Annotated in this window: 23 protein-coding genes; 4 read left to right on the top strand and 19 right to left on the bottom strand. The window is 64.2% G+C overall.

The window, feature by feature from the left end; all coding sequences use genetic code 11:
- Positions 1-86: 86 nt before the first annotated feature.
- The 12 genes from RAZWK3B_RS04225 to RAZWK3B_RS04275 all read right to left on the bottom strand — a co-directional run bounded on the left by RAZWK3B_RS04225 (position 87) and on the right by RAZWK3B_RS04275 (position 9,806).
- Positions 87-332: a hypothetical protein gene (locus RAZWK3B_RS04225; RefSeq protein WP_007812537.1), complete on the bottom strand. Its 246-nt coding sequence runs from the start codon at positions 330-332 to the stop codon at positions 87-89.
- Between the two features lie 73 nt (positions 333-405).
- Complete coding sequence (locus RAZWK3B_RS04230; protein ID WP_007812539.1) at positions 406-717, bottom strand: phage holin family protein; 312 nt, start codon at positions 715-717, stop codon at positions 406-408.
- Between the two features lie 86 nt (positions 718-803).
- The gene (locus tag RAZWK3B_RS04235; protein WP_007812540.1) at positions 804-1,034 is read right to left on the bottom strand and encodes a hypothetical protein; all 231 of its coding nucleotides are present in this window, start codon (positions 1,032-1,034) and stop codon (positions 804-806) included.
- Between the two features lie 110 nt (positions 1,035-1,144).
- Positions 1,145-3,733 (bottom strand): phage tail protein, encoded by a 2,589-nt coding sequence (locus RAZWK3B_RS04240; protein ID WP_007812542.1) that lies wholly within the window; start codon positions 3,731-3,733, stop codon positions 1,145-1,147.
- 3 nt (positions 3,734-3,736) lie between these two features.
- The gene (locus tag RAZWK3B_RS04245; RefSeq protein WP_007812543.1) at positions 3,737-4,141 is read right to left on the bottom strand and encodes a DUF6950 family protein; all 405 of its coding nucleotides are present in this window, start codon (positions 4,139-4,141) and stop codon (positions 3,737-3,739) included.
- A complete protein-coding gene (locus RAZWK3B_RS04250; protein WP_007812545.1) occupies positions 4,138-4,698 on the bottom strand; it encodes a hypothetical protein in 561 nt (186 codons plus the stop codon). The genes RAZWK3B_RS04245 and RAZWK3B_RS04250 overlap by 4 nt, the downstream gene beginning before the upstream one ends.
- Positions 4,698-5,288, bottom strand: a complete 591-nt coding sequence (locus RAZWK3B_RS04255; RefSeq protein WP_007812546.1) for a hypothetical protein — start codon at positions 5,286-5,288, stop codon at positions 4,698-4,700. The genes RAZWK3B_RS04250 and RAZWK3B_RS04255 overlap by 1 nt, the downstream gene beginning before the upstream one ends.
- On the bottom strand, positions 5,285-7,690 hold the full coding sequence (locus RAZWK3B_RS04260) for a phage tail tape measure C-terminal domain-containing protein (protein ID WP_037295052.1): 2,406 nt from the start codon (positions 7,688-7,690) through the stop codon (positions 5,285-5,287). The genes RAZWK3B_RS04255 and RAZWK3B_RS04260 overlap by 4 nt, the downstream gene beginning before the upstream one ends.
- Positions 7,683-7,853 (bottom strand): DUF7697 family protein, encoded by a 171-nt coding sequence (locus RAZWK3B_RS21035; protein ID WP_157132148.1) that lies wholly within the window; start codon positions 7,851-7,853, stop codon positions 7,683-7,685. Before RAZWK3B_RS21035 ends, RAZWK3B_RS04260 begins: the two co-directional genes overlap by 8 nt.
- Positions 7,854-8,008: 155 nt before the next feature.
- Positions 8,009-8,389, bottom strand: coding sequence for a phage-derived protein YdaY family protein (locus RAZWK3B_RS04265; RefSeq protein ID WP_007812553.1), 381 nt, complete (start codon positions 8,387-8,389; stop codon positions 8,009-8,011).
- On the bottom strand, positions 8,389-9,330 hold the full coding sequence (locus RAZWK3B_RS04270) for a phage tail tube protein (protein ID WP_007812554.1): 942 nt from the start codon (positions 9,328-9,330) through the stop codon (positions 8,389-8,391). Before RAZWK3B_RS04270 ends, RAZWK3B_RS04265 begins: the two co-directional genes overlap by 1 nt.
- A 32-nt stretch (positions 9,331-9,362) precedes the next feature.
- Positions 9,363-9,806, bottom strand: coding sequence for a hypothetical protein (locus RAZWK3B_RS04275; RefSeq protein ID WP_007812556.1), 444 nt, complete (start codon positions 9,804-9,806; stop codon positions 9,363-9,365).
- Between the two features lie 62 nt (positions 9,807-9,868).
- Here RAZWK3B_RS04275 and RAZWK3B_RS04280 point away from each other — a divergent pair, with 62 nt between their 5' ends.
- A complete protein-coding gene (locus RAZWK3B_RS04280; protein ID WP_007812558.1) occupies positions 9,869-10,153 on the top strand; it encodes a CopG family ribbon-helix-helix protein in 285 nt (94 codons plus the stop codon).
- The gene (locus tag RAZWK3B_RS20445) at positions 10,141-10,431 is read left to right on the top strand and encodes a type II toxin-antitoxin system RelE/ParE family toxin (RefSeq protein WP_007812560.1); all 291 of its coding nucleotides are present in this window, start codon (positions 10,141-10,143) and stop codon (positions 10,429-10,431) included. Before RAZWK3B_RS04280 ends, RAZWK3B_RS20445 begins: the two co-directional genes overlap by 13 nt.
- Positions 10,432-10,435: 4 nt before the next feature.
- On the opposite strand, the gene RAZWK3B_RS04285 is transcribed toward RAZWK3B_RS20445, so the two are convergent.
- The 5 genes from RAZWK3B_RS04285 to RAZWK3B_RS04305 all read right to left on the bottom strand — a co-directional run bounded on the left by RAZWK3B_RS04285 (position 10,436) and on the right by RAZWK3B_RS04305 (position 14,387).
- Complete coding sequence (locus RAZWK3B_RS04285; protein WP_007812563.1) at positions 10,436-11,077, bottom strand: DUF6441 family protein; 642 nt, start codon at positions 11,075-11,077, stop codon at positions 10,436-10,438.
- Positions 11,074-11,385, bottom strand: coding sequence for a head-tail joining protein (locus RAZWK3B_RS04290; RefSeq protein WP_007812566.1), 312 nt, complete (start codon positions 11,383-11,385; stop codon positions 11,074-11,076). Before RAZWK3B_RS04290 ends, RAZWK3B_RS04285 begins: the two co-directional genes overlap by 4 nt.
- Before the next feature lie 11 nt (positions 11,386-11,396).
- The gene (locus RAZWK3B_RS04295) at positions 11,397-12,419 is read right to left on the bottom strand and encodes a major capsid protein (protein WP_007812568.1); all 1,023 of its coding nucleotides are present in this window, start codon (positions 12,417-12,419) and stop codon (positions 11,397-11,399) included.
- Between the two features lie 66 nt (positions 12,420-12,485).
- The gene (locus RAZWK3B_RS04300) at positions 12,486-12,866 is read right to left on the bottom strand and encodes a head decoration protein (RefSeq protein ID WP_007812569.1); all 381 of its coding nucleotides are present in this window, start codon (positions 12,864-12,866) and stop codon (positions 12,486-12,488) included.
- Between the two features lie 96 nt (positions 12,867-12,962).
- Positions 12,963-14,387, bottom strand: coding sequence for a S49 family peptidase (locus tag RAZWK3B_RS04305; RefSeq protein ID WP_007812572.1), 1,425 nt, complete (start codon positions 14,385-14,387; stop codon positions 12,963-12,965).
- An 80-nt stretch (positions 14,388-14,467) separates the two neighbouring features.
- Here RAZWK3B_RS04305 and RAZWK3B_RS04310 point away from each other — a divergent pair, with 80 nt between their 5' ends.
- Together RAZWK3B_RS04310 and RAZWK3B_RS04315 are read left to right on the top strand one after the other, a co-directional pair.
- Positions 14,468-14,719 (top strand): AbrB/MazE/SpoVT family DNA-binding domain-containing protein, encoded by a 252-nt coding sequence (locus tag RAZWK3B_RS04310; RefSeq protein ID WP_007812573.1) that lies wholly within the window; start codon positions 14,468-14,470, stop codon positions 14,717-14,719.
- Positions 14,716-15,114, top strand: coding sequence for a type II toxin-antitoxin system VapC family toxin (locus RAZWK3B_RS04315; protein WP_007812576.1), 399 nt, complete (start codon positions 14,716-14,718; stop codon positions 15,112-15,114). The genes RAZWK3B_RS04310 and RAZWK3B_RS04315 overlap by 4 nt, the downstream gene beginning before the upstream one ends.
- A gap of 3 nt (positions 15,115-15,117) precedes the next feature.
- Here the strand turns inward: RAZWK3B_RS04315 and RAZWK3B_RS04320 are convergent, their stop codons facing one another.
- Both RAZWK3B_RS04320 and RAZWK3B_RS04325 read right to left on the bottom strand, forming a co-directional pair.
- Positions 15,118-16,608, bottom strand: a complete 1,491-nt coding sequence (locus RAZWK3B_RS04320) for a phage portal protein (protein ID WP_007812578.1) — start codon at positions 16,606-16,608, stop codon at positions 15,118-15,120.
- Positions 16,608-16,817, bottom strand: a complete 210-nt coding sequence (locus RAZWK3B_RS04325) for a phage head-tail joining protein (RefSeq protein WP_007812579.1) — start codon at positions 16,815-16,817, stop codon at positions 16,608-16,610. Before RAZWK3B_RS04325 ends, RAZWK3B_RS04320 begins: the two co-directional genes overlap by 1 nt.
- Positions 16,818-16,833: the final 16 nt, after the last annotated feature.

Raw genomic sequence — 16,833 nt, forward strand, 5'->3', positions numbered from 1 at the left:
TGGTCCTCAAAAAGCAAAAGCCGCCCCCGGGGGACAGCTTGTTGTGTCATCATGTCTTGTCTATCGCTCAGAACAGGCGGCTGATCTTACTCGGCAGCAGCAACCTCTTCCTTCTGCGCGGCGTGTCTGGCCTGCATAATCCAATCATCGACGGCAGCTGCCACACTGGGTCCGATCCCCACGAGGCCGCAGAGTTGGATTTCAACGAGGCTGCGCACGTGGTCACCGGGCTCCAGCCATAAGCCACCTTCCTGCAGGACATGGGCCTTGATCACCTCTGTGGGATCCTCGGCCCGCGCAAGCTGCCCCAGGATCTGTGGAATGTCTGCCATCGCATTCGTCCTCCCAATTTCTTTCGGTGTGAATGCCTCGTAGATGCGCGCGCCGCGCGGGGTTTCAAGGGAGCTATTTCCGCCGCCCAAGCCAAGCGGCAAGCAGGCTTTCCGCCCCACGCGGCCCGAGATAAGCCAGCGTGGCAATAAAGCCGGTCGAGACCGGCTGGGTGAGGCCCATATAGCTCGCGGCCGCCTCGCCAATGAGGGCCATGCCGACGGCGACGGGGATTTCCCAGAGAAGCTCCTTGCCAAAGAACCGCCGCCTGCCAAGCTTGACCTCGCCCGAGTGATACATCAGCCGGCCTGTAAAGGCGCCAATCAGAGTGGTCAGCGCCCCGCCAAAGACGCTGTTGAGCATCTCGAGTAAACTTTGCCCGCCCATCTGCCGGCCTTTCTTCGCTGTCAGGTGTATTGATGAGATGCGCCGGCACAGGCGCGCCCGCGCGGTTCGTCCCTGCTCGGGCAATTTCAGTAGGTGCCACCATCGAGCAGCTCCGCCCAGGCGTCATCGCCGAGCGTGCGGATCATCAGAACAGGCGTGCTTCCGCTCGTGTCGCACCACAGCATCCCCGGCCGGGTCTGCACCGGCGGGGTCGGCCCGGCATTCGTGGATTGCACTGCGGCGAGAACTGCATTGAGCCGCAGCCGGAAGGCCAGCCCTGCGTCATTGCCAAGCTCGTAGCTGTCTGTCTGGGCCATGTGTCGTGACTCCGATTTTCAAAAATACGCGCGGGCGCGGTGTGCGGGCGCGCGTATGCCGCCAGGCCACGCGTTTTTCAGAGACCACGGATCAATCCCTCACGGCGCACTCACGCCACCTCATCCGCATGCAGGCGCAGGACCGAGGCCACCGGCGTATAGCTGGCATCCGTCGTGCGCAGGAGCGCGCGCGCTTCGATGGCGCGGGCCTCGATTTCATGGTTGTCGACCCGGCCCCAAGCGGACCAGGCAGGTGATCCGGTGGGATCATCATCGGTCTCGCGGATCTCCACGACCACATCGGTCTCCGCCCCGTCTGTGCCGTCAAAATCCGCCCATGTATCGATGGGCTCCAGCCGTGCGTCGATCTCATCGAGTAGAGCCAGCACCCCCATCTTGATTTCACTGCGCAGCCGGATCCGGCGCAGCGCGCCAAAATCCATACCCGCCCCAAAGCTGTAGAGCCCCTGGGCCACCGGAACATATGGCACCCCGTTGCCATCCACGCCCGTGGCCAGACGCAGCGTGGCCTCCTCGACCACAAGATCCGTCTTGCCTCCCGGAAAGCTGTCATCGGCCTGCAGGGTCTCCACGGCGGCAAAGGCCAGCGCCTGCGCGCCTTTCGTGGCAATGGTGGTGACCGGCCCTTGCCGTCCACCGCTATCCTCGGCGCGCAAAAGGTATGTCCCGGGCTTGAGCGGCACCACGGCAATCGCCTCGGCGCCGGCAACCCGGTCCATCGAATAGCTGTTGGCCCAGCTGGCTGGCGTCTCACCGCTATGGCGAATGACGATATTGCCAGCCACCCGCACATCCGCATCCGCCGCCCGCGCCCATTTGAGGATCACCAAACCGCCCACGGTCTGCAGCGTGACATTCTGCAACGCTACAGGCGGTGCGCTGAGCCCCGCAATCTCCGCGCGCCCCACACGCCACTCGGACGAGACCCCCAAGGATGAGACCGCCTTGACGCGGATCTCCCATTGCCCCGGCTTGGCGTCCCGGATCTCCAGATGGGTGCCCGCCTGGCGGCCATACTCGATCCAAGGTTCTCCATCGCGGCGCGCCTCGATCTGGTAGGTGTCGGCAAAGCTTGAGGGTGCCGGGGCCCAATGCGCCGTGATCAGCACCTTGGCGCCGCCGCCATCGCGGGTGACATAGAGCGCCTCTGTAATCCCCGGCACGCCCGGCGCGGCTGTGCGGAAGGCCGAGGGCAGCCGCGTACGCGGGGCCGCGGCATAGATCTGCTCCTCGGTGGCGTCCCAGTCATAAACACGCGGCGAGGTCTCGCGCAGGATCAGTTCGGGCACCAGCATCACGCCATCGCCCATGGCACTCAGATCAAGCCGGGCCGATTGCACCTCGAAGGGTTTGCCGGCAAAGCCCCAACGGGCATAGTCGAGATGGACCGTATCGCCCGCGGCGGCTTTCCAGGCGCTGAGCTTGCCCGACCATTTGACCATCTGCTGGCGCCGGCCACGCTCGAGCTCGATCTTGGCAATGCGCTGTGCGGCTGAAGACGAGATCGTGAAGGGCAGCGAGACATCCCGCCAGACCCGCTCTCCGCCATCCTCCGTTGCATAGGTGACCGAGGCATAGGCCGGGAAGTCATCGGGCTGCCAGTCATTCTCCGGGCTGATGAACTGCCCGCGCACGCCGTTGAAGTTCGACGCCCGGCTTTGCCGCGTGGTGAGCGCAATGCCGCCCTCGCGCAGATCCTCCACATCGAGCGTGACATCGGCCATGCGGTAGGCGCCTGCATGAATGCGCCAGGCCCCGCCTTGCCACACACAGCGCCCCGCCATGGCCGTGAGCATCGCCTCAATGATTGGCTGGGGATATTGATCAAGCGTGACAATGCCATTGCAGCTGTAGCGCGGCTCGCTGCCGCCTGCGGCCAGGGGCACCGCCTCATCGCAGATATTGGCGGCCTCAATCAGGCTTGCGGTCTCGATCCCGTCCTCAAGCCCGATGCCCGCGCCGAGGCCGAAGACCGGATGGGCCATATAGTCGGCCACGCAAAGCGCGGCATTCTCCGAGTAGCCCCGCAGCCCCGTGCGCGGATCAAGGATATCGTCCTTGCCGGTCATATCCGCCGAGATGCTCGGGATCCCGCCGGGAAAGACATCCCGGTCATAGGTGAGACGCAAGTATAGGGCTGCACAGCCTTCCAGCCGATGCGCTGCTGTCCAATGCTCGGAGACATCGCGCATGAGGCCTGCGAAGGCCGTCTGACCGGGATGGCCCAGCTTCTTGTCCACGGTGACATGCCCCACCCACCGGCCAAGCAGCGTGCCGCTCGCGTCGATCGCCTGCTCGCCGTCAAAATACACAGCACCGATCGACTGCACCCTATGGGCTGCCAGCACGATCACCATGTGCAGATACTGATCCGAAGGCCCGCTTTCGTGCAGGAACACGATGGTGCCGCCCTTGCGGGTGCGGCCATAGACGAGATCGCGGGGCATGACCAGCTCGCGCACGCTGACGGTCTGCGGCTTGAGCTGCAGGGTCGGCCCCAGCGTGGGCGTGACCTTGGGCTTGGGCATCAAGGCTTGCGAGGCGGCCGACAGAAGGACCGAGGTGCCAAAGGTGGCGGCAAAGCCGATAAGGCCGCCTGCGGCAAAGGCGGCGGCCACACCGCCAGCCGCAATCGCCGCCCCGCCCAGGGCCACGGCGCCAATCACGACAGGCGGCATGGATCAGACCCTCCAGGCCAGGTGGCAGCGATCTAGCGGCAGCAAGACCAAGCCCTCAGGGGATACAAAGGCAGCCCGCGCGCCGATGCAGATCCCGAAGGCGGGATCGTCCCCGCCCAGCACCATATCGCCGCGCTGTGCCAGCATCGGGCTGGGCAGCGGGCCTCCCAAGAGATCCCGTCCGGCCGCTTCAAGGCTGGGCCAGCCGAGGCGGCGCAGCACGCGGACCGCACCCACCTGCGTGCGGTAGCGCCCGCGCCAGAGGGCGGCCACATCCGCGCCGCCTGTCAGATCGCGGCGTATGTCAAAGGCCCAAGTGGCGCAATCATGCTGCCCCCAGACAAAGGGTGCCTCCCGAGCGGCCTCGAGGCGCGCAGCCAGAAGGGATGTCCAGCCTGCACCTCTCATGCCCGCCCCCAGGTGATGGCCTTGTCTTGAATGGCGGCCACGAACTCAAAGCCCCGGTCGCCGGGGGCCAGCACTTGCTGGCTTTCATGGGTGTAGCGCCAATTGCGCGCGGTCCCGAGATCGATGAGCCGGTTCTCATAGCTGATTGTCACCGTGCAGCTCTCGCCGCTATCGGCGATCTCGGGCACATCCAAACGCCCCGTGAAGGCCTGCACCGGATCGGAGATGATCTCGCGCTCTGGCGTCAAGAGCCCAAGCCATACCCGGCCGGGCTTGCCTTGCTGCGCCTCGTCAATGGCGAGCGCCACCATTTCCGTTGGTACGGCCGAGAGCGACACGGTGGTGCCACTGGCCACCACCTGCTGGGTCTCCTCAATGGGCCCGATCCCGAGAAGACTGCCCACCCCGGTCCAGATGTGATCGTTCCAAGTGATCTCGCCGGCACCGGACCAGATGCGCACCCAACCGGAGGCAAACGCCCCTTCAAAAAACAGCACCGGCCGCAGGGTCCGCTCATCAAGCGCCGCGGCAATCGCAGGCGAGAGATCGCGCGCCATCAGAGCGCCTCCCGGGCCGTGACCGAGAAGCGGAAGCTGTCCGCGCGGGCAATCCGCGTGGGCACGGGCTGCACAAGCCGCAGCGCCACGCCAGGCTCGGCAATCTCCACCGGGCTCAGATCAGCCGGCACAACGCGCAGCCGCGGCGTAAGGCTGAGCGTGGCCTGGCCTTGCGCATCGGCATAGGTGTCAAAGCTCACCTGATAGAGCCGCAGGTCTTGACCTGTGCCAAGCGAGATGAAGTCGCCGGCCTCCAGCGCCAGGGTCTCCGGCGCCCAGCCGGCTGTGACCAGCGTGCTGCCGTTTTGACCAGCCCCGGCCACGGTAATGCTTTGCGTGAGATCGGGTCGCGCCATGGACGGATCGCGCAGCACAAACCAACCGCGCAGGCCGCCAAGCCCCGTGAAGAAAGCCGAGAGCCGCCGGCCGTCACGGCCCTTGGTCAGCGCCACCTCAAACGACATCTCCCACCATTCCCCGCCCCAGTCCTGGATCTGCTGGCTGCCGGTAAAGGGTGAGGTCTGCGCTGTGACCGCCGTCACGAGGCGCCGCTCGATCGAGGAGATCAGTGTAAGAGGGAGTTGGCTCATAGGGCGTAGCCTCGCTGGCGCCGGTCGCTGACGCTTTGAATGGCCAGACGTTGGATTTCCGGCAGGGCGGCGCGCAGCTTGGCGTCGATCTGCTCGGCCACGCCCGCTTGTGCACCCCGCGCATCGATGGCGATGGAGACGCCGCCGCTTGATCCGCCACCCGCGCCATATTGAGCCGCTTCACGCCGGTTCAGCACGCGCTCGCCGCGCTGCAGGATCGTGGGTACCTCATCAGGGCGCAGCCCGGCCCAGCCACCGCTGTGCATCCGGGGCGCTGCGGCAAACACCGCACTGGGTACGCGGCGCGTTTGACCCGCGATGCCGACCATGCCGCCGGCATGCAGGACGGGTACGGCGGCAGCTGCCCCGCCAAACACGGTCGAGAGCGCACTGGCGATGGGGCCGAGCACCGCGCGTCGGAAGGCCAGCACCGCCAGATCAGCGAGGATCGAGCGCACCAGGGTTTTGAAGTCCAGCTTGCCGGTCTCGACAAAACGGCGGAAGGCGGTCTCGGCGCCGCTGAAGGCGTTGCTCAGGGTTTCGCCCAGGCCCTTGCCCCAATCGATCGCGGTTTTGGCATAGGCCTTTAGGCTGGCACTCACTGCCGCAAATCCCTTGAGCTGCTCATCGGACTTTATTTTGGGAGCCAATGACCCGGCCGCGCCACCCGCTTTGGTGAGCGCCTCAGTGACGATGTTGGCGGAAGCTGCGGCTTCTTCGAGCGATGCGGCGCCTTCTATGCCTGCGCCGTTGATCGCGTTGCGCAGCGCCTGCCAGGCGGTGAGCGGGCGCGCGGCGGCGTCCCCCAGCATACGCGCGGCCTCGGCATAGCCTGCCACGCGCAACCGCGCGTCATCGGCCATATTGCCAAAAAGATCTGGCGCCTTCAGCGGGCTGTCGTTGAAGGCCTCATCATAGGCCGTGCGCGCCGCCTTGCCGAGTTCCACCGCCGCAGGCACGGTGGCTTTCCACTCCGACAGATCCGGCGCCTCGATCGCCCAGTCCGGGCGGCGCCCGCCCAGGGTCAGCAGGCTGTTCACCGCCGCGGTGATCCCCGCAAGCCCGGTTTCCATAGCTGTGACAAGGCCGTTGATGGCCAGTGCACCGATGCGATCAAAAACGTCTGGTAGCGCGTCCCAGATGGCTTTTACGCCAAGGAAGGTGCCCTCGAAAGTGTTGAGGACCGAGTTGGCCCAGCCGACCACGGCATCGCTAGCGGTCTGCAGGCCCTCGAGGATTCCGGCCTGTGCGGTGGCCCAGCTGCTCTCGACATTGGCCCAGGCCGCCTGTGCAGAGAGCGAGACCTTGGACCAGACCTCAGAGGCTAAATCCTTCAGAAGCCCCATCGCTTTGCCAAAGCTGCCGGCGCCACGCACGAGCTTGGTAAACCAATAGACCAGCTCACCCGCGCCCACGACCAGCGCGCCAATCCCGGTTCGAATGAGCGCGCCGCGCAGCACAACCAGCGCCGTAGCGAGGCCTTTGACCGAAAGCGCAGCTGCCGCGACACCCGCCACCCATTTGCCCGCCATCAGACCGGCAAATGTGCCGGCATAGGTCACGATGCGATCCAGATTGCTCATGAGACCCTGAATGGCCTGACCCAGAGGCCCCGTGACCCGCGCGGCCGTGGCCAAGGCCTCGGCCAAAGTTTCCAGGGCGGGGGCCGCCGCCACCGCCAGCTGGTTGGCCAGACCCCGGCCAATCAGTCCGAGGCGCGACAGCGCGTCATTGGTCCGCTCGATTTGATCCGCATCCTGCTCAGAGACCACCACGCCAAAATCGGCAAGGTCTTTCGTGGCCTGGCGCAGCGTGGCGCTGTCGATCCGCGCCATGGCGATCGAGCCCTCCTCGCCAAAAAGCTGCCCCGCCACCGCTGCGCGCTCGGCCGCCGGCACAAAATCTGTGATCGCGTCATTGATAGCCGCCACTCGCGCATCGAGCGGCAGCTCCATCAAGACCCCCGCCGAGAGGCCCAGCCGATCGAGCGCCTCAGCAGCAGGTCCACCCCCGGCCGCCGCCTGGCTCAGTCGCCGGGTCAAATCCTTCGTGGCCTGCTCAATGCCCGACATCGCCACGCCCGCCAGTTCGCCTGCGCGCTCCAGCACCTGCACACTGGCCACCGTCGTGCCGAGCGACTGCGCCAGCTTGGCCTGTGCATCCACGGTGTCCAGTCCCGCGCGCACCATCGACACGCCGGCAGCGGTGACCGCCGCTGTGGCCGCGGCCGCGACAAGCCTCGCGCGCCGCGCAAACGCCGCCATGCGTTTGTTCGCCGCCTCCATCTCATGGCTCAGGCGGCTCATGCTCTTGGAGCCCGCCACGCCCACGCCCTCAAGCTCGGCGCGGACCTGCCGGCCGCCTGTGGCGGACAAGCGGACGCTCACTCGTTTCTCAGCCATGATGTTGGTCCATGTTGTCGTTGATCTTGCGCACCATCACCGCCTCGATGGGCGGCAGGAGTTCTGCGATGATGCGGGGTGAAAGCCCGAGCGCGGTGCCCAAGTGCAGCGCCGCGCCCATATCCCAGCCCAAGACCGCGCCGCCATTTGCGCCGGCAGCCACGCGCAATTGGCCACCCAGCCGCTGGACCAGATCCCAGATCTGCCAGCCCTCGAGGCTGCACGGCGCGTGACGGGCGCGGGGACAGTCCGGGCAGGCGCTGTCGCAGGCCGCACAATACTCACCGCCCCCGCCGAACTCCCAGTCGGCGAGAGCGGTCAGGCGTTTTTTTCCAACTCCAGGATCAGCCCGCCCGCGATATATCTGGTCTGGAAGGCCTCGAAGATCGGCCAGATGTCCAGGAGCGCGTCGATGCGGTTCGGCGTGGGCTCGATGGGCTGGCCATCCGCATCGCCAATCCCTTCCCAGTCCTTTACCACAATGCGCGCCACGGCCTTGGCCACGATGACGGCGATCTGGTCATCGCGATCAGAACCGGCGGCGTCCTCCAGGTCGGCATTGTCACCGGCGACAGCCCTGACGGCCGGATCACTGCGTGCGGCCATCATGACGGCCGTGGACAAAGGCTCGACCAGAAGGCTTACACCGTGGCCAAGATCGAGCCAGCTGGGTTCATTGGATAAGGTCAACCGCAGCATTAATATGTCTCCCGATCGTTGATGAGCGTGACGGTGCACATCCGGCCCACGGCCACGTCGCTCGCCGCCTGCCAATCGAATGTGGCTTGCACGCCCTGTGGGCCGGGGATCTCGACACGCGGCCGCGGCAGATAGACCGCATGTGCGGTCAGCGTCAGGCGTTCGCCCGTGGCCAGCGTGTAGAAGAACTCAAGCTCGCAGGCCGCGCCATTGATCGCCTGTTGCACCAGTGTCTGATCGGCAAAGCGGACCACGACATTGCCAGTCAGTGCTGCGATCGACGGGTCCGCCCCGTCGATCTTGCCATCGGCCCGGATGGTTTCAATCCGGTCGAGCGTATTAGCATAGGTGATATCCGCCGAGACCACATTGCCGATATTGGCCCCATCCCGTGTGATGGTACCGTTGAAATGCCCAAAGCGCTGTAGGGCGACCGGCGCCGGGACGCCTGCAGCACTCACCGTAACAACCTCTTCGCCCTGCGCCACGACACTGACCGTCGCGGTCAAGAGGCCCGAGCGCGCCATCTGCCAGCTCAAGCTGTCGACCATGCAGCCTGCATACATCGCATAGCGCGGCACCTCGGGCATGCCGGTCTCCAGTGAGAAGGACGGCAGCGCCCAGTTCCCTGAGCGGAACTCGTGGGTGTAGGGCGCCTCGGCCCCCGTTGTGGTGGGCGCGCCAAACGCCGCCTTCAGCCAAAAGCCAAACGCTTCAGCGTCGATCGGCACCACCACATTGCCATCCGCCGTCACCGCATCCTTGATCGGGGCCTGCGGGTCGCGTCCGTAGCCCAGCAGTTCAGATGTTTGCAGCGGTTGTTCCGCGCCAAGCGTCGTGCTGGCAAAGGGCATCTTGGTAAAACCGCTCGCCGGCGGCGTGCCGTAACTCGTCTCAAACGCAAGCGCCATCTGCGCCCGCGCCCCTTGGGCTCGTGCCATTATCTCATCTCCTAAGCTGTCAGCTTGTGTGGTCAGACCAGCGGATCGCTGGTTGCATAGTGCAGGATCACGGGCACCACCGCGGCTTTGAATGTGGCGCCTCCCTCGACCGGCAGATCCACCGGCTCCGGCGCCTCGGCCTCGACCCAGTCGCAGCGCCCGCCAAGTGTGCGGTCGGCCACAAATACGGCACCGATCGACGCCACCAGTTCGGCAAATCGCACATCGCGGGTCTTGGCGTCCTGTACGACCACCTCTAATTCAGCCCGATGCTGATAGTGATAACGCAGTGGGGACAGCGTCACGCCCGGCGTGCCGGGATCCCCATCGCGCAGGATGATCAAGCCGGTGGGCGGCACGCGTTCGGGCAAGACCTCACCTCGCAAGACCGGCACATGTGGGATCGTGCGCATAAGGTCGGCCAGGGCGGTGAGGATGGTTTCGCGTGGTGTGACAATGTTTGAATACGAGTTCATGCTGGATGTGATCGTTGGGGCATGCTAGGTATTACCTATCAATACTTTTAGGAGGGAGGCCCATGAGTGCCATGCGCCCCGTAGCCGTCAAGTTGGACGAAGATACCCGATCCCGGGTTCAAAAATTGGCGGAAGCCCGAGATCGGTCACCTCACTGGATATTGCGTGAAGCTGTTTCAGAGTTTCTGGACCGCGAGGAAAAGCGCGAGACCATGCGGCAAGCGGCGCTCACGGCTTGGGAAGAGTTTGAACTGAGCGGCCTGCATGTCACGCACTCAGAGGCTGATGCCTGGTTGGCGCGCCTTGAAGAGGGGCAGGATGTTGAGCCGCCCGAATGCCACAACTGATTTGGTCGCCGGCAGCGCTGAGAGATGTTGATCGCCTTTACAGGTTTCTGGGTGACAAAAATCAGAGCGCAGCTCAGCAGGCGGTGAAAACCATCCGCAGCAGTTTGAACATCCTTGTTGATAACCCCGAAGCCGGGCGTCCCATGGACCATATGTCGCCAGAGTTTCGGGAATGGTTAATCCCATTCGGTGGCAGTGGCTACGTAGCTCTCTACAGGTTTGACGGTCATAAAGCCGTACTTCTGGCTATTCGTCATCAACGCGAAGCAGGACATTGAACGTTCATCCTGTGTTGTGCGCTTTGGCCTCCACCCATTTCGCCACAATCAATCCCGGCACTGCAGCCTGCGCTTTTCGCGCATCGCGATCGAGATCCAGCCTTTTGTGCAACTTGACCTGCGGCACAAGCAGGAAGATCGGCACACTGGCCCGCCCACGCCCGATTTTCGCCCGCGATGCCACACCTAACCCGCGATTGTTCAGCCGGCCATCAGCCACCAGCAGGCTCGGCCCACGGCGGCGGTAGACAAATCGCAAACGCAGCCCGCGCCGGCGTTCCCATTCGCCGGGGCTCAGGGCCTTGCCGCGTGCCCCCTTGCCAGCCGCGGGTAATGGGATTGCCAGCCAGAATCCGTCTTTCGAGCGGATCAGCGGCCCAGTTTCATGGGCACCAATGATCTCTGGCGCCTTTGACCAGACAAGGGCCGCGGCGTTCAGGCTTTGCCCAGACCGGGGATAGGTCTGGTTTCGGATCGAGTTGGTCAGTCGCCGGCCAAGGCCTGCTCGGGTGATCCGTCCGCGCCAGCTCTGCTTGAGGCCCGAGCCAGCTTCCCGCATCGCCGCCGTCACCGCCTTTTCTCCAGTTTTGATTTCGGCGGTCATCAGCGCTGCGAGATCCGGCGTGATCTCAATGCCAAGCTTCATGCGGGATGCAGCTCCAGCGTCCAGATCAGTCGCTTGCGGTCTCGGCGCGGCGCGCCCTGGATCCGGAACGTCTCGTCGGCGATCAGAATCTGTTCTTCGGGCTGTGGGTCCGGGATCTCGACCGTCCGCACGTCCAGACGCACGGTATCCGACACAAGCCGCGCTGCGCCAAACTCGGTGATATCGTCAGGGCGGCGCAGGATGCCCCGGGCGCGGGTAAAACGGCCCATGACATCGCGATGCCAGACCTCCACCGAGATATTGGGATCAGCAAAGAGCGCATTGAGCGCCGCAGCAAAGGCGGTCATGAGACTCGCGCTTAGTTCGAGCTGTGCAGACGGATGGCCAGCCGTGGGCGCTTGTTCACCGGCAGAATCGAGGCCTCGGTCATGAGATCGATCCAGCGGCCCTTGCTGTCTATCTGCTGGCGTGCATAAAGCGGCAGGCCCACGGTATTGGCAGTTTCCAGCAGGTTGGCCGGTCCGCCATATGTAGTGAAGGTGTCAAACGTGCCAAGCGGGAACGCAATGCCTTCGCCCGCAGGGATTAACCGCTCGGTTGTTCCATTAGAGAGGGTAACGGAGCCGTTATATTCCTCGAAGAGCAGGCCCGCGAACGGAAACGCCCGGCGCATGTCTTCGCGCAGCGGCTGGCCACCATTGGCAGAGAAGTATTTATAGGCTTCTTCCGTTTTGGGGTGACTGATCAGTTTGTCGAAGAATTCAGAACTGATCAGAGCATGCGCAGTGGTCATGGTCTCGCCAAGCAAATTGTCTTCGATGGCACGCAAAATGGAGCGCACTTTGCCCTGTATGTTTGTGCCCGCCGTACCAAAGACGAAATCGACGGAGATCGGGTCCAACCCGAACTCGGTAAAGTAGTTGTACAGCGTGGTGCCTGCGCCATCCTTCACGATGCCGCGGAGCGCGTTCATCTCCATGTATTCGCGGGTCTGGGCATGCTTTCGGCGCATGAGCGTGAGCTTGCGGTTCATCACCTCGACCAGCGGGTCGGCTGCATCCGAGACGCCCAGTGCGGGCATGCCCTGGATATCGGCCGGCAGGATCACATCGTCATGCGGGATCCAAGGCAAGGCAAAGCTGCGCATGGAGCGCTGCTCGCGCGTGCCGACCGTGGCGGGCGCGCCGAGCGGAACGGACGGCAGGAGGCTCAGCACCCCCTCGCGCTGTTCGATGATAACGCAGCGTTGGGTGACGCCCTCGAAGCGGAAAAGGCCGATCTGGCCAAGGCGGGTGTAGAGATTGGGCAGAATGTTGATGGCCTGCGTCATTTCGGCGAGCGAATAGCCGCCCGCGTCAAACGGGTTGCGGATGATGGTCATGGGAGAACTCCGGGAAAAGGGGGGAACGCGCACGAGCGCGATGGAGGGAACGAGTGATCCGCCCGCTCAGGCGGCGTCGCGCGGGATGATGCCCAGCGCTACGAGCTGGTTGTGTTTCGTGGTAGTTTTTGCTGCATCATCGACGCTGGCGTCAAAGACCAGACCGGCCTTTGAGACGAGGGCGGGTCCGCGGACGATCACCACTGCCTCCTTATCCGCATCACTGGCGTCGGTGGTGTAGAGCAGGACAGCGGCAGCATTCTGGGCGCCATCGGTGCCACCCGAAGTGGCCAGCTTGTATTTGCCGCTGGCTGTAATCCGGCCAAGCACGGCGCCAACGGGATAGTTGGTGCCTGCCAGCAGCGTGACGGTCTCGCGGGTGAAGTTGGGGTTAAGCTCGTATTTGAGGACATCACCCATGGTGGGCGGTTGGGTCAGCACGGACATGGGCAATCTCCGAAGGATTGGGGGTCAAAAAAAATCCCCCGCTGGGGAGGAGCCGCGGGGGATCAGGTGGGCGGTACAGATGCTCGGGGCGGCGGTTCAGCCCCTGCTGCCCGCCGAGGCAGCCTTCTTTGCGGCGGCCACAATCGGGCTTTCAACGGATTTGGGGAGAACGGGCGAAGGTGGCGCGGCCACGATGTCGCGGGCATCCGCCGCCGCGGAGGCGCGCTGCAGGACCAGTTTGCGGAGGGCTTCAGGGGCCGTGCCCTCGCGGAGCGCTTTCGCGGCATCGATTGCGATGCCGAGGCGGCCCGCCTGCGCCGCGATCTCGGCGATCTCGGCCGCCGCTTCCCGAAGCTGAGCCGAAAGCTCTGCCAGATTGCTGGGCTGCGCAGCGGATGGCGTTTGAATGGGTGCTGCGGCGGCGACGGGTGCGGGGTCGGCTTCCTGCACGCCACTGGCATCATCCTGGGCATCGGATAGCTTTTCTGCATCGTCCAGCACCGTGCCTTCGGTGTCGGGGGTTTCCGCTTGTGCCTCAGCGGCATCTGTCTTGGCGCTCATGGCGGCCTCCTTTGGTCTGGGATGAGTGGCGCGGGGCAGCCGCGCGGTGGGGGATGGTCTGGATAGGCTTTCGCGAAAGCTGGCAAAGCCACGGGTGAGGTCTATCACCTCATCGGCTAAGCCAGCGCTGACGGCATCCGCCCCGCGAAAGGTCGCGGCTTCGGTCGCCAGCGCGGCATCTTGGTTCAGCCGCCCAGAGCGGCCGGCTGCGACGGTCTCGGCGAAGAGGAACCGCAAGACATCGATCTCGCGCTGGATGTCGTCCCTCACGCTCTCGGGCAGCGGCTCATACGGATTGCCATCGACCTTGTGCTGGCCGGAATGGATCAGCGTGACCCGCACTCCGTTTTGATCAAGCTGGCTGCTGAGATCGGCATGCATCACCACCACACCGATACTGCCGACGGCGCCGGTGCGGGGCAGTAGGATGCGATCGGCCTGGGAGGCCAGCGCATAGCCCGCTGAGAAGGCGTGTTCGGCGACGAAGGCCCAGACCGGTTTGTTTCGACGCAGCGCGCGGAGCCGGTCGGCGAGGTCAAAGACGCCGGCCACCTCGCCGCCAAAGCTGTCGATCTCGAGTGCCACCGCCCGCACCGACGGATCGCGCGCTGCCGCCTCGATCTGTGCTGCGATCCCCTCATAGCTCGTCTGGCCGGATGATTGGCCGATCCAACCACCGCGATGGATCAGCACGCCAGAGATTTCGATCACGGCGATACCGTTTACGATCGGGTAGGGCGCGTTGCCGTTGTGCTGAAGGCTCTCGGTCAGGCCACCAGTGATAAGACTGGCGCGGGCCGGCAGAGCTGTGATGCCAGCCGCCGCGCCGTCGCCGTCCACCATCTCAAACTGCCGTCCTAAAATGCGCGGTCCAAGGCCCGATAGGAACGCCATAGCCTTGGAGGGTTCCACCAGCAGCGGCGTGTTGAAGGCGCGTGCGGCGATCCGGGCGTGAAGCATCAGGGTTGGTCCTTGGCTTGGTTTTGCATTTCTGATTCCCATATGGTAAGGGGAAATTGCAATATGTAAGGAGTGCGCCGATGCATGAATCGACGGTGACAGTAAAAGGCCAGACAACCCTACCGAAGGATGTCCGGGTCGCGCTTGGCCTGACTAGCGGGGACAAGGTGCGCTATCTGATCCTTGATGGTGAGGTGCGGATCCTGAAGGCGCGCTCCGTCAAGGAATTACGGGGCATCCTGTCGAGGTCCGATCAAAAGCCTGTTTCTCTGGAAGAGATGGACGAGGCCATTTCCGCTGGCGCAACGGATAGTATGGATCCCGATCAGTGATCGCGCTCGATACCAACGTTCTGGTGCGCTTTCTGGTGCAGGATGACCCATTGCAGGCGCAGTTGGCCACGAAAGTGATCGACCTATTGACGGACGACGCCCAGGGCTTTGTCAGTCGCGAGGTCTTGATCGAACTCGTCTGGGTGCTTGAGCGTGCCTATCGCCTCGGCCGTGCGGAAATCGCTGTTGCCCTCGACGCTTTGCTGTCGGCAACCGAGCTGGAGATCGAAGGCTCCGATGAGGTTGCTCCAGCGCTGGAACTCTACCGCAATGACGGGTTTGGCTTTGCCGACCTGATGATTGCCGCCGCGGCCCGGCGCGTAGGTGCCGCCAAATTGGTGACCTTCGATCGCAAGGCAGCGCGACTTTGCGATGTTTGCCTGCTGTGTAACTGACGTCTATCCTTCCTCCGCCGCTGTGGTTGGTCTGTCCTCAAGATCAGGATCCTCGGTTTTAGCGTTGTCTTCCGCGCTTGATACCGCTTGCACGCCCTGCGCTGGCGATCCCGGCTGGCGGAAATCGAGGCCCAGCGCGCGTTCGCGGGTGCGCTCGGCAGCGATTTCGCGGTCCACCTGCTCGGCGTCATAGCCGCGCTCGGCGATGGCCTGCGTGCGGGATTTGAGGCCGGCCTCGATCTGGGCGATTTCGGCATTGGCGTCTTTCAGCGGGTCGACCCAATCCCATTTCGTCGGCAGCCAGTCGGCCGCCAGGATGCGCGGGCGCTCCGCCTCATAGCCGGGCAGGGGTAGCGCGCCGGACAGCACCGCCAGATCCAACCAGCGTGCATAGACCGGTCGGCAGAGTTGATAGACCATGACCGAGTGCTGCCAGGCAGAGACGCGCCGACGGAATTCGATCAACGCCAGCCGCGAGTTCGAAAAGTTCCCCTTCACCATGTCATTGGCGAGATAGGGATAGGGGATGCCGAGCGCTGCCGAGATCTGCAGCAGCGTCCGGTATTGGAAGGGCTCATAGGTCGCGCCACTATCGGCCGGCTGGCCCACGGTGACATCTTCGCCGGGGTCCAGCCGCACGATCTGGCCCGGGCTGATCTCGACGCCTGTCGGCATTTCTTCATCGTCCAAGGCTGCCAGTGGGTTTTCTGGGGCAGGCGACGTTACGAACATTGCATACATCGCCGCGACCTTTTTGCGGTCGAGTTCGGCGTCGTCGTATTGATCGAGCAGGAAGAGCTTCACGATAGCGGGCGCCAGTTTCGAGACGCCGCGCAGCTGACCGCCCTCGACCGGGTCTATCACATGGATAACCTCGCTGGCCGGAACGCGCACGATTTCGCCCGAAAGCCCCGGATCGGTGCTGTCGCCCGGATGTCGGCGCAGAAAGTGATAGGCAACGCGGCGTCCGATCTGGTCGAACTCGATCCCCTGACGGATAGCGTTGCCGTTGCGCGCCACGCCCGTTTCATGAAGCGGCAGCATTTCCGAGGGCAGCATCTGAAGTTGGAGCGGCACCGTCAGCCCATCTTCGACCCGCCGCGGCCGGATCCGCACGAACACTTCACCCGCCAAGAATACTTCGCGCGCCGCCCGGCGCTGCAGCCCATAGAAATCCGTCAGCCCTTCGGCATCGGCCTCATCCGTCCAGGCAAGCCAAAGCCGCTGCAGCTCTTCTTTTCGGGCAGCATCGGCCAGCTTCGAGATCGGCTTGATCCCGTCGCCGACTGTATTGGCCGCCCAGCTTTCGATCGCGTTCACGGCATAGCCATTGTTGCGCACGAGCCAGCGGGCGCGAGCGGTGATGTCAGGGCCGCTCGCGGCGATCAACGCATTCACATGGGCCCGCGTCGCTTGGAATCCGCGCAGCCTGCGGTGGTGCTGGCCGGCATCGAAGCCCCCGATGAAAGCGCCAAGACGCTGCCGCCAGTTCATCACAGATCCTTCACGGCAAAGGGGCGGAGCACACGCCCAGCGCCGCGCTCGAGTTTTGCAATGCGCCGTTCGGCATCGCTGATCGCCGCGGCAAGCTCGGCGTCGGTGCCGTAATTCAGGGTCTTACCGTCATAGCTGACCGAGCGCGTGCCGCTGTAGCGCGCAGCCAAGAGCGCGCTGTGGCGAAGTTTCAGCTCGTCGAGGGTCATGAGGGTCTCTTGTTTT

It is taken from the genome of Roseobacter sp. AzwK-3b (genome assembly GCF_000170875.1).
Taxonomy (GTDB): domain Bacteria; phylum Pseudomonadota; class Alphaproteobacteria; order Rhodobacterales; family Rhodobacteraceae; genus Roseovarius; species Roseovarius litoreus.

Coding starts and splice junctions, on each gene's coding strand:
- RAZWK3B_RS04285 (WP_007812563.1), bottom strand. CDS start 11,077: ATGAAGCTTGGCATTGAGATCACGCCGGATCTCGCAGCGCTGATGACC.
- RAZWK3B_RS04320 (WP_007812578.1), bottom strand. CDS start 16,608: ATGAACTGGCGGCAGCGTCTTGGCGCTTTCATCGGGGGCTTCGATGCC.
- RAZWK3B_RS04225 (WP_007812537.1), bottom strand. CDS start 332: ATGGCAGACATTCCACAGATCCTGGGGCAGCTTGCGCGGGCCGAGGAT.
- RAZWK3B_RS04240 (WP_007812542.1), bottom strand. CDS start 3,733: ATGCCGCCTGTCGTGATTGGCGCCGTGGCCCTGGGCGGGGCGGCGATT.
- RAZWK3B_RS04300 (WP_007812569.1), bottom strand. CDS start 12,866: ATGTCCGTGCTGACCCAACCGCCCACCATGGGTGATGTCCTCAAATAC.
- RAZWK3B_RS20445 (WP_007812560.1), top strand. CDS start 10,141: ATGCCACAACTGATTTGGTCGCCGGCAGCGCTGAGAGATGTTGATCGC.
- RAZWK3B_RS04275 (WP_007812556.1), bottom strand. CDS start 9,806: ATGAACTCGTATTCAAACATTGTCACACCACGCGAAACCATCCTCACC.
- RAZWK3B_RS04280 (WP_007812558.1), top strand. CDS start 9,869: ATGAGTGCCATGCGCCCCGTAGCCGTCAAGTTGGACGAAGATACCCGA.
- RAZWK3B_RS04255 (WP_007812546.1), bottom strand. CDS start 5,288: ATGAGCCAACTCCCTCTTACACTGATCTCCTCGATCGAGCGGCGCCTC.
- RAZWK3B_RS04230 (WP_007812539.1), bottom strand. CDS start 717: ATGGGCGGGCAAAGTTTACTCGAGATGCTCAACAGCGTCTTTGGCGGG.
- RAZWK3B_RS04290 (WP_007812566.1), bottom strand. CDS start 11,385: ATGACCGCCTTTGCTGCGGCGCTCAATGCGCTCTTTGCTGATCCCAAT.
- RAZWK3B_RS04265 (WP_007812553.1), bottom strand. CDS start 8,389: ATGCTGCGGTTGACCTTATCCAATGAACCCAGCTGGCTCGATCTTGGC.
- RAZWK3B_RS04270 (WP_007812554.1), bottom strand. CDS start 9,330: ATGGCACGAGCCCAAGGGGCGCGGGCGCAGATGGCGCTTGCGTTTGAG.
- RAZWK3B_RS04310 (WP_007812573.1), top strand. CDS start 14,468: ATGCATGAATCGACGGTGACAGTAAAAGGCCAGACAACCCTACCGAAG.
- RAZWK3B_RS04245 (WP_007812543.1), bottom strand. CDS start 4,141: ATGAGAGGTGCAGGCTGGACATCCCTTCTGGCTGCGCGCCTCGAGGCC.
- RAZWK3B_RS04295 (WP_007812568.1), bottom strand. CDS start 12,419: ATGACCATCATCCGCAACCCGTTTGACGCGGGCGGCTATTCGCTCGCC.
- RAZWK3B_RS04305 (WP_007812572.1), bottom strand. CDS start 14,387: ATGCTTCACGCCCGGATCGCCGCACGCGCCTTCAACACGCCGCTGCTG.
- RAZWK3B_RS04325 (WP_007812579.1), bottom strand. CDS start 16,817: ATGACCCTCGACGAGCTGAAACTTCGCCACAGCGCGCTCTTGGCTGCG.
- RAZWK3B_RS04250 (WP_007812545.1), bottom strand. CDS start 4,698: ATGGCGCGCGATCTCTCGCCTGCGATTGCCGCGGCGCTTGATGAGCGG.
- RAZWK3B_RS04260 (WP_037295052.1), bottom strand. CDS start 7,690: ATGGCTGAGAAACGAGTGAGCGTCCGCTTGTCCGCCACAGGCGGCCGG.
- RAZWK3B_RS04235 (WP_007812540.1), bottom strand. CDS start 1,034: ATGGCCCAGACAGACAGCTACGAGCTTGGCAATGACGCAGGGCTGGCC.